We start from the raw sequence: 9,353 nt of genomic DNA, 5'->3' as shown, positions 1-9,353 counted from the left end.
CGCCTGTTACCATGGAATTTCAAAAAATAGGTGTGGTTTGCTAGACGCTTACGAAGTACTTGGTTTTATTCATAACATCTTCAAGGGGGGCTGAAGCCACCGCCCCTAAAAGACCTCTTAGATTTTTAGTATTTTCTATAGAGGATCGCTTTAAACATGCGAAAAAGTAGTGACTCTCCTTTATGTTAACTTTAATAAGCAATGCGGTATCGGGGCGGTGACTTTAATCTCCCTGCCTGTGTCAAAGCAAAAGCCCAAACAAAATTCATCGAAGAAGAACGCACAAGGTAACGAGCGAAGTGCTTTCTTTTATTCATTACATCGACAAGGGAGGCTAAAGCCACCGCCCCAAAGTCAAAGCAAGGTTTCTGAAAAAGGAGTCGCAGAATTTCTCCGCTCATAAGACTAAGCTGACGCTTAATTCGCCCATCACCCCTAAGACAATACAAGGGAGGCTGGAAAAACGAATCGCAGAACAATCTTTCTGGTTTTACTTACTTCAATACCTAAATATTACAGTGCCTATTTTTTAATCTAAACTTAAGCACTTAAATAAGGTCTTAATACTTTGTGCTTTGATAAAAGCCATAAAGAATGGCTTATTAAGATGTTGTAGCGATAGCTATTAGGTTCATTTAGCAAGCTATTCTATTAGTTAAAATCATCTATGGCTTCGTTGTCAGAGTATTAAACAAGATTAGAATTTCTCTCTTAAATTAGCTCATTTTCTCTACGTAAAATTTAAATCGTTTATGTAATTGGTATTAAAAATACTTCCAGGATAAGGAGATATTGATGAAATCACTGATACTTAGCTTAGTCGTTGTTTTATATTTATTGATGACAGTGACTTATTTTGAACCGTTTAATCAAAATACTAATATTGACTCTATTTCTGAAAAATCTACTGAAACAGCTATTACTAACCCCTCATTTAAAGAAGATGCGGACTTGATTCGTAAAACCTATGAGTCACAGTTATATACTCTACCAGCCTTTAAATCTGGTCATTATGGACTGAGAATGTACCGTCAGACTTTAGATGATAAGTATGCTGCTGCAATTTGGTCTGATATGGCTCGAGTCGCTAGCCGTTTAAATCACTTTAGTAATGAGGTACATACGCCACAGCAAATAAGTGACTATGCAACAAAACGCATTAACAATTACTTAACTGATACAAGTGAACGTAGTGTATTACGTTATCGGGTGACAAAAGATTTGCCTGAATACCTATATGTTGGTGTGGATTTATTGGGGTCTATGGCGCGTGCCAATGAATATGGTTTAAAACATCAACAGGATGCTAAATTAAGAGAGATAATAGGTCGTTATGACTTTACTGAATATGCAACTGACCAAGCGATGATAGAAGCTTGGGCTGCTCAGTTAGCTAATCAGGTATACTGGTTAAAGCAATTGGGAGAGCAAGATGTAACAAAGCAGTTTATTGATGCTTTTAGAAAAACCTACCCAGACCAACAAGATCACCTATTATCAGAACAACAACTCACCAATAAAATATACGGTCTAACACATATCATCTTTGCCGCTTCAGGATATTATCAACACGCTATTAATGAAGCTGATTTTCAATGGATTTATGATTATTATCGAAATAATATTGATATGATTATCGAACGCACTAAAGAAGATGTGATCGCAGAAGTGGGGATTAACTTTTTACTCGCTGATTTAGCAGATGATCCCGTCGTATTAAAAACACAAAATGCTATTCAAAAAGCATTAGACAGAGAACACGGCTTAATACCTTCAGTGGACGGAGGAATTGATCTTAAAAATGGCGAACACCGTAATGTACTAGCAATTATGCTATTAGATTGGCAAGGTGTACATCAAGCGCCAACAGTGAATACTCAGCCTGATTTGTTCGATTCTATGCCTTACGGTTTGATTGCTAAATAGCTTTTTGTTAGAAGCTTATGGTTACCATCATTAATAATAAAAGGTTTATATGAAATACAGTTTTAATGTAGAAGATGCTGGGCAGATATTCGTGGGCGCATTTGCGTTAGCAGTGCCTGTGTCTTTTTCAGAAGAGGCGTGGCACCTCGGTGAGACTTTGCCAACTTCAAATTTGTTAATGTTATTATCGCTCTCAATATTATTTTTAAGTTTATATACCTACCATAGCGTTTTTCAAACCAACGTTAAGCACAGGCGCTTTGTCTTCATTTTTCGTATTGTTATTGCGTACTTGATGACAGCTTTTGTTGTCGCTTTAGTTTTGTTATGCCTTAATAAATTACCCTTTATAGATTCCCCTTGGACTGCAATTAAACGCATTATTGTTATTAGCATGCCTGCATCGATGGGGGCAATCGTAGTCGATAGTTTTGATAAGGAGTAAGAAACTTTACTCCTTAAAAATTCTTACCAAGGAATCTCTTTTCCTTGCCAATCTAGGAAGCTGACTTGTCCATCTAGTTGGCTTTCCTCTACTATCTTAAATAACTGCGATGCAACAAATTCTCTAGTAAACAACTTACCTTCCGGTACATTTTTCTGAAATGGTTTTGATAAAGGACTATCTGTTGTACCTGGATGAAAGGAAATAAGCTTAATATTTTTAGCACTCCTCGCAAGCTCTATGGCAGCGGATTTCAACAGCATATTTGTGGCTGCTTTAGAGGCTCGGTAGCTATACCAACCGCCAATTTTATTATCAGAAATACTGCCTACTCTGGCAGAAAAAATAATAATTTTACAAGCTTGTTTACCTGATAAGTATGGGACTAGATTTTTTAACCATAACATTGGCGTAATGGTATTGGCATTAATGACTTCGTTAAAACTGTCCACATTAAATGCTTGTAAGCGTTTTTCAGGCATAACGCGTTGGTTGTGTAATAACCCATGGCAAATAAACACATTGGTTATTAGCGTCTCTGCACCTGCTTTAATAGTATCAATTGCCTCAATAATAGAATGCTCTTGATAATCCGCTAAAGTAATAACTTTGCTATCAGTAAATGATGGTTGTTGATAAAAGCTAGGATCGCGGGTGATAACAATTAATGCCTTATTATTATCATGCACTGTTTGTAACGCTAATGCCTTCGCTATTTCACTATTTGCTCCGATGATTAATGTCGTTGGGTTTGCCATAACAGGTTCCTTGATCACAGTGTTTAATGCCGATACCAAAACGTTTATAAATAAAGCTAGAAATTGGCTGACGATACTTAGCAACTAATAAATATACTTGATGGGAAATAGGTTTAATAATTGGCCATTGAAGTGGGGCAACTAACCAGCCTCTCCCTACTAGTGTCCATGCGCGGTGAGTTACATCCAACCCTAGCAATATTTGGCCTTTATATTTGCCATGTAAAATAGCGAGCCCTTTATCAACATTGATATCAGGATAAAGTGTAGCAAAGTCCGCTTGGTGTAAGTCAACAAGTAGGATTTGATTGTTTTTGTCTTGCTCTTTTAATCTTTGCATTTCTAGGGTGCATAGTGGGCATTGCCCATCAAAGAAAATAGTGAGCTGTTGTGTATTCATCTTAAGCCTCTATTTCGTAGGTTGGAATATCTGGTTTAGCATAATTTAATCGACTTAAACGTTGGCTAGTGTGGTAACTATCTAAGCCGGAAACAGTAACGGTTTGTAATGCTTCGATATCAATATAACCATCTTCTTTAAGTGCCTTTTCTTCACATAGCACATCCGTAATTTCGCCAATCACCATTTGGGTATTATTGAGTGGAATAGGTAATATTTCTTTTAGTTTAACCACATACTTTAGATCGCTTTCTTTAACAAAGGGGACATTATCAATGTGATCACACTGTAATCCTGTCACATCAAATTCACTGTCATCTTTCGGATAACGTGCTGATGTTTGATGTGCCTGTTGATAAAAGCGTTCAGAAACTTGGTTAATTGTATAAAACTGAGTTTCAAGTATGTTATCTAGTGTATGTCGTTGGCCGGTATCAGGACGCATGATAAAACCGACTAATGCTGGTGATGCACCTAAATGCACGACTGAGCTGAAGATAGCAAGATTAGTCTTGCCTTGTTTATCTTGTGTCGCAATTAAATTAGCACTTTTAAATCCCGATAAACTATTAATAAACCGAGCGCGATGTCGTGTAGGCATATGTTTAATGTGCTGTTGATTGAAGTGTTGAATAGCGATAACAAACTCCTAAAGTCTATTTTTATTAACTAACAATACGTAGCTGATCTCATTTAAGATCTGCTGTCCATAAAAGAAACATAAAGTGACTGCTATTGGATAAGTCATTAAAAGGGGAGGCGGTAAATGTAATTAAGCTGAGGTTATTCGCTCAGGAGTTGTTGGTTTAATATAGATAAAAATATCAATCGCTAAAAATAAAAAAACCGTAATGTGAGAGCATTACGGTTTTTACTAAATAACAGATTCAAGCTGTATTAGTGGGTCGCGACAAAAGGCTGCACTTGAGTATCTTCTAAGGTATACGACATTTGAATCTCTTTTTGGCCATCTACTAAATATAAGTCTTTCATTTGTGGCGTTATGCGCAGTGTCCCTGTTACGTTTACTGGCATAAAAGGCGAGCCTGCTGTAATCGCTGTATCCGCTTTTACAAAAATGATTTGGTTTGAAGCAGGGACTGGTTTGTGAGAACAAGCCCCAATGGTTGGTACTAAAAGAAATTCGGTCACTAAACCATTATCAAACTCTAAGGCAAGCATATAGCCTGCCATTCGAATTTTTTTATCCGCTAATAAATCATTGGTAACTAATGCCGCTTTTCTGCGCTTCTCAATGATAATTTCACGTTGTTCAAACATATAATCAATATCTATTTCTTCTTCTATCAATTTAGCTTTGGCTTTTTCACTTTCTTCGAGCATCTCTTCGGTAATTTCCGTAGGGTACCATTCTTTCATTTGTTCGATACGTCCATAAACAGATAAATTATAGAGCTGCTCGTTCGTTAAATCAGCAAAGGGATCTACATAAGGAGCTACATGCCCTTGTAAGTCCTGCCAAGTAATAGGCAACGGCTCTTCAGCTCGTGCAAGTGATGCAAAACCGAATAATAAAATTAAAAATAAATACTTCTTCATCTCTTTCCTTAAAACTTAATACTCATCCCATCTGATAATGAGTATTTATAAATTAACCATCCTGGGATCAATGCGATAACCAGCGCACTAAGTTGGATGATTGCTAAAATACCTAAGTCATAAGAAGTTAACATATTAATATCTAAATAGAAGCCAAAATGTGCTGCTAATGGTGCTTGTAAGATGGCGAGTAAGATATAAAGCAATGCGACACCTAATAAAATACCAGAGAGACATACAAAACCAGCTTCACCAATGATTAAACCAAAAATATGTCCTGGTCTTGCACCGACAGAGCGTAATATAGCCATTTCTCGACGACGTTCATTTAAGCTCATTAAGATGATGCTTAACATGCCAAGCAAACCAACCAATACAACAAAAACGGTAACGATATTTAATGCAACTTCAGCAAGACTAAAGAATTCCCATAGTTCTTGTAACGCAATTGATGGAATAATTGCAGATAATGGCTCTTCTTTGAAGTTATTAATATAACTTTGCATACCTAGTATTGCTTGAGGTGAAGTTAAACCAATAAAAACAGCGTTAATTTTTTCTGGTTTCACTTTTAATAAGCGAGCTACACGTTGGTCCTGCGTATCTTGATGTGCTGAGTGAGCAGTATGATCATGGTCATCATGCGCTTCGTGTGCAGCATGGTCATCATGGTCGTGATCTTCATGTGATTCGTGTGCAACATGCTCTTCATGGTCGTGGTCTTCATGTGATTCGTGCGCAGCATGTCCATCATGATCTGACGGCAGTATCGTTTCTCCAGGTAACGCGCCGAAGTGGTCATGATTATCAGTATGCATCGCCGCCATTGCTTCTAAAGATACAATTAAGGTTTGATCGATCGCAGTAAAAGAAGGGGCTAAGATGGCACTAATATAAAAAGGGATATTATCATGGTGGTGACCTTCAATCTCCCCGCCGCCATGAGTAACGATAACTCGATCTCCAATCTTGTAATTTAATTTTTTTGCAACCTCTGAACCGATAACAATCGCAAAGATATCTTCGTCTATCGATCCAGATTGCACACGTAATTTTTGCTTATTGGCATAACTAAAATGATCATAAAAACTAAGGTCAGTTCCCATCACCGTATAACCTTTATGCGAGTCGCCCAGTGAGATAGGTACTGCCCAGTCTACGGCAGGGGCTTCGCTGAGTTTTTTATAGGTTTTATACTCGATAGTATTAGGAGTATTGCCAATATGAAAAACCGTACTTAATAATAATTGTGATGAAGCACCACGAGAGCCAACAATTAAATCAGTGCCTGAAATACTTTTTAAAAAGCTGTTGTTAGTTTCTGTTTTTAGCGTTTGTACACCAAGTAATAACGTAACACTAATTGCAATCGAAAACAGAGTAATAAAAAAGGTTAGTTTACGGTTAAGTAAGCTTTTAAATGCCAATGATAAAATAGCCATTATAGTGTCTCCTTAATAGCCACTTGATTAATATCTTGTAAATTCACTTGATGAGTAAAGTTGTCTTTAAGAGTGGAATCATGACTAACAAAAATAAGTGTAATCTCTTCTTTTTGGCATTCTTCAAATAATATTTTAATAAAGGCTTGGCGATGATCGTTATCCAATGCTGAAGTCGGCTCATCAGCGATAATAATCTCTGGGCTACCTAACATTGCTCTAGCAGCTGCCACGCGCTGTTGTTGTCCAACACTTAATTCATTAACACTACGTTTTAATAAGTCAGCATCGTCTAAACCTAATGCAGCTAATAAACGTGTTGCTTCTTTCTCTAAACTACCACTTCGTTTTAATGCTTTTGCTTTACGTGGTGCAGAAAAAGTACATGGCAGGGTAATATTATCGATTACGCTTAAGTAGGGGATTAAGTTAAACTGTTGAAAGATAAAGCCAATATGATTGGCTCTAAAGCTGTCCTTTTGACTCGCTGATAACTCGTCTAGTTGCTGGCCGAGTATCTCGATATCACCTGATTGCGGAGTTAATACACCTCCTAACAAATTTAATAGTGTACTTTTACCACTACCGCTAGGGCCTTGAATGAATAGGTGTTGCCCTTTTTTCACGTTTAGGCTGCTGATATCGATTATTGCTTCTTTTTGCCAAGCAAATCGTAAATTAGACAAATTGATCATTATTATCTCGCATATAAAGAGTTTTCGGAATTAAACTTCTGATTGTTACAATATAACAATACTTTTGTTACAAAGTAATCAGTTTATTCAAAGTAAAATACTTGGTTTTATATTTTTTTATAAATAGATTGATGTTTTTAACGAATGCAAATCTATGTAAGGAAATAACCTAGTTGATCAATACAAATACTGTAGAAAGCCTTAATAATCACTTTGTTTGAACTTGTATGACGTTTATACTGGTTTCTTAGCGCTTAGGTTTTCATCAACTTATCGCAAAATAACCATAAATTTATCAAACCATTGTGAGAGTATTTTATGTCAACTACCCCTTTAACTAGTGATCAAATCAATGAACTAGCTCATGCACTTTCAAGTGCGCGTAAAGATGTTCGTATTTTAGACGGTTTTCCAGGTCCTATCCCAAATACACTTGAAGAAGCATATGTCGTACAAGATCGTTGTATCGAAGCTTCTGATCAGCCAATCGTTGGTTGGAAAGTAGGAATGGTTCCACCAGAATTACGTGAAAAACTGGGTAATGAGCGAATCTTAGGTCCTGTATTTAAAGATGTACGTATTGACTTAACTGAAGCTCAATCGACTGGTGAAGCATTTGAATTACCTGTGTTTGCTGGTGGCTTTATTGCTATTGAACCTGAGTTAGTGATTGAAACAAATCAAGATATCGCACCAGGTAGCATCAATACTGCAGAGGGTGTTGAGCACTTAGTTAAAGCGGTTTATGCTGGTATTGAAATCGCAAGTAGCCCGGTTATTGATTTAAATGGTTACGGCCCAACAGCTATTGCATCAGATATCGGTAATCAATACGGTGTTATTCTAGGTACAGCTATTCCAGATTGGAAAACAGCAATCACATCAATGGAAACGAGTACAACGATTAATGATGAGCTAATTAATACTGCTGCAACAGACGGTATTTTAAATGGTCCAATGTCAGCTTTTGCATTTATGATTGAATGTTGTGCAGAGCGTGGCATTACATTACCAGCAGGCTCTCTATGTAGCTCAGGTGCAATCACAGGTGTACATGAAACACTAGTCGGTTCAACATCAACAGTTAAATTCGGTGATGTATCAACAATGAACTTTACATTAGTTGATAATAAATAATACTTTCTCACAATAGAGAAAACGATATCAAAAAGCGATCTTAGGATCGCTTTTTTTGTTTATAGCCTCAGAATAACAACACTATCCACTAGTTACTCCGGGACGGTGGGCGAATTAAGCGCCAGCTTAGTTTCATGAGCAGAGAAGCTCTGCAACTGCTTTTTTCAGTATCCTTTGTTGTTCCTTCGGGGCGGTGGGCGAATTAAGCGTCAGCTTAGTCTCCTGAGCGGAGGAGCTCTGCGACTCCTTTTTTCAGCCTCCCTTGAAGATGCTATGAATAAAACAAACCACTTCGTCAGTTACCTTACAGCATTTTACTCGATGAATTTTGTATTGGTTTTCTGGTTTGACGCAAGCAGGGAGACTAAAGTCACCGCCCCGACGAAGGATTTGATATTTTGATCTTGGGGCGGTGGCTTCAGCCTCCCTTGAAGGTGTTATGAATGAAAGAAACACTTCGCCAGTTGCCTTACTGCATTTTACTCGATGAATTTTTTTGGTTTTCTGGTTTGATGCAAGCAGGGAGGCTATGAATAAAACAAACCACTTCGTCAGTTACCTTGCTGCATTTTACTCGATGAATTTTGTATTGGTTTTCTGGTTTGACGCAAGCAGGGAGGCTAAAGCCACCGCCCCGAGTTGAAGTATTGGTTTTTGCTTTTTATGCAAGCAGGGAGACTAAAAGTCACCGCTCCAAGTAAAAGCATTAATTATTAGAAACTGTAAAGTCCTATCGATTAAACTATTTTTCAAAAATAACCGAAGTCATTAAACAAAAAAATACGCATTACACTATCGCGATATCCATCGGCCTCCGTTGCGTTTTCCTAAGCGCAATAATGTGGTTAGCAACAGCAAACAGGACGTTTGCCGTAGCCTCAGAAAGCACAGGGATGTGCTTCCTGAGGTGGTGCGTTAAAACCACATTATTGAGCTTAGATCAGAAAACAACTCGGAGTCAGTCTCTTTGCTTCTTTCTCTTCTGACAAG

The 9,353-nt window shown here is 37.5% G+C and carries 9 protein-coding genes; 3 read left to right on the top strand and 6 right to left on the bottom strand.

Annotation, left to right across the window (positions count from 1 at the left end; all coding sequences use genetic code 11):
* Window positions 1–795: 795 nt before the first annotated feature.
* Window positions 796–1,926, top strand: coding sequence for a DUF3541 domain-containing protein (locus V6256_RS13975; RefSeq protein WP_341598842.1), 1,131 nt, complete (start codon window positions 796–798; stop codon window positions 1,924–1,926).
* Between the two features lie 49 nt (window positions 1,927–1,975).
* Window positions 1,976–2,371 (top strand): DUF2391 family protein, encoded by a 396-nt coding sequence (locus V6256_RS13970; protein WP_341598841.1) that lies wholly within the window; start codon window positions 1,976–1,978, stop codon window positions 2,369–2,371.
* Between the two features lie 23 nt (window positions 2,372–2,394).
* On the opposite strand, the gene V6256_RS13965 is transcribed toward V6256_RS13970, so the two are convergent.
* The 6 genes from V6256_RS13965 to V6256_RS13940 all read right to left on the bottom strand — a co-directional run bounded on the left by V6256_RS13965 (window position 2,395) and on the right by V6256_RS13940 (window position 7,226).
* On the bottom strand, window positions 2,395–3,129 hold the full coding sequence (locus V6256_RS13965) for an SDR family NAD(P)-dependent oxidoreductase (RefSeq protein ID WP_341598840.1): 735 nt from the start codon (window positions 3,127–3,129) through the stop codon (window positions 2,395–2,397).
* Complete coding sequence (locus V6256_RS13960; RefSeq protein WP_341598839.1) at window positions 3,092–3,529, bottom strand: thiol-disulfide oxidoreductase DCC family protein; 438 nt, start codon at window positions 3,527–3,529, stop codon at window positions 3,092–3,094. Before V6256_RS13960 ends, V6256_RS13965 begins: the two co-directional genes overlap by 38 nt.
* A gap of 1 nt (window position 3,530) precedes the next feature.
* Window positions 3,531–4,130 (bottom strand): flavin reductase family protein, encoded by a 600-nt coding sequence (locus V6256_RS13955; RefSeq protein WP_341598838.1) that lies wholly within the window; start codon window positions 4,128–4,130, stop codon window positions 3,531–3,533.
* Between the two features lie 296 nt (window positions 4,131–4,426).
* Window positions 4,427–5,089, bottom strand: a complete 663-nt coding sequence (locus V6256_RS13950) for a DUF3299 domain-containing protein (protein ID WP_341598837.1) — start codon at window positions 5,087–5,089, stop codon at window positions 4,427–4,429.
* A gap of 8 nt (window positions 5,090–5,097) precedes the next feature.
* Window positions 5,098–6,531 (bottom strand): ABC transporter permease, encoded by a 1,434-nt coding sequence (locus V6256_RS13945; protein ID WP_341598836.1) that lies wholly within the window; start codon window positions 6,529–6,531, stop codon window positions 5,098–5,100.
* Window positions 6,531–7,226, bottom strand: a complete 696-nt coding sequence (locus V6256_RS13940) for an ABC transporter ATP-binding protein (protein WP_341598835.1) — start codon at window positions 7,224–7,226, stop codon at window positions 6,531–6,533. The genes V6256_RS13945 and V6256_RS13940 overlap by 1 nt, the downstream gene beginning before the upstream one ends.
* Window positions 7,227–7,544: 318 nt before the next feature.
* Here V6256_RS13940 and V6256_RS13935 point away from each other — a divergent pair, with 318 nt between their 5' ends.
* Complete coding sequence (locus V6256_RS13935; protein ID WP_341598834.1) at window positions 7,545–8,363, top strand: 2-keto-4-pentenoate hydratase; 819 nt, start codon at window positions 7,545–7,547, stop codon at window positions 8,361–8,363.
* Window positions 8,364–9,353: the final 990 nt, after the last annotated feature.

This window comes from Psychromonas aquatilis, assembly GCF_038155185.1.
Classification (GTDB): Bacteria; Pseudomonadota; Gammaproteobacteria; order Enterobacterales; family Psychromonadaceae; genus Psychromonas; species Psychromonas aquatilis.
The sequence above is the reverse complement of the archived record's forward strand: the minus strand, read 5'-3'. Positions and strand labels throughout refer to the sequence as shown.

Coding starts and splice junctions, on each gene's coding strand:
- V6256_RS13975 (WP_341598842.1), top strand. CDS start 796: ATGAAATCACTGATACTTAGCTTAGTCGTTGTTTTATATTTATTGATG.
- V6256_RS13970 (WP_341598841.1), top strand. CDS start 1,976: ATGAAATACAGTTTTAATGTAGAAGATGCTGGGCAGATATTCGTGGGC.
- V6256_RS13965 (WP_341598840.1), bottom strand. CDS start 3,129: ATGGCAAACCCAACGACATTAATCATCGGAGCAAATAGTGAAATAGCG.
- V6256_RS13960 (WP_341598839.1), bottom strand. CDS start 3,529: ATGAATACACAACAGCTCACTATTTTCTTTGATGGGCAATGCCCACTA.
- V6256_RS13955 (WP_341598838.1), bottom strand. CDS start 4,130: ATGCCTACACGACATCGCGCTCGGTTTATTAATAGTTTATCGGGATTT.
- V6256_RS13950 (WP_341598837.1), bottom strand. CDS start 5,089: ATGAAGAAGTATTTATTTTTAATTTTATTATTCGGTTTTGCATCACTT.
- V6256_RS13945 (WP_341598836.1), bottom strand. CDS start 6,531: ATGGCTATTTTATCATTGGCATTTAAAAGCTTACTTAACCGTAAACTA.
- V6256_RS13940 (WP_341598835.1), bottom strand. CDS start 7,226: ATGATCAATTTGTCTAATTTACGATTTGCTTGGCAAAAAGAAGCAATA.
- V6256_RS13935 (WP_341598834.1), top strand. CDS start 7,545: ATGTCAACTACCCCTTTAACTAGTGATCAAATCAATGAACTAGCTCAT.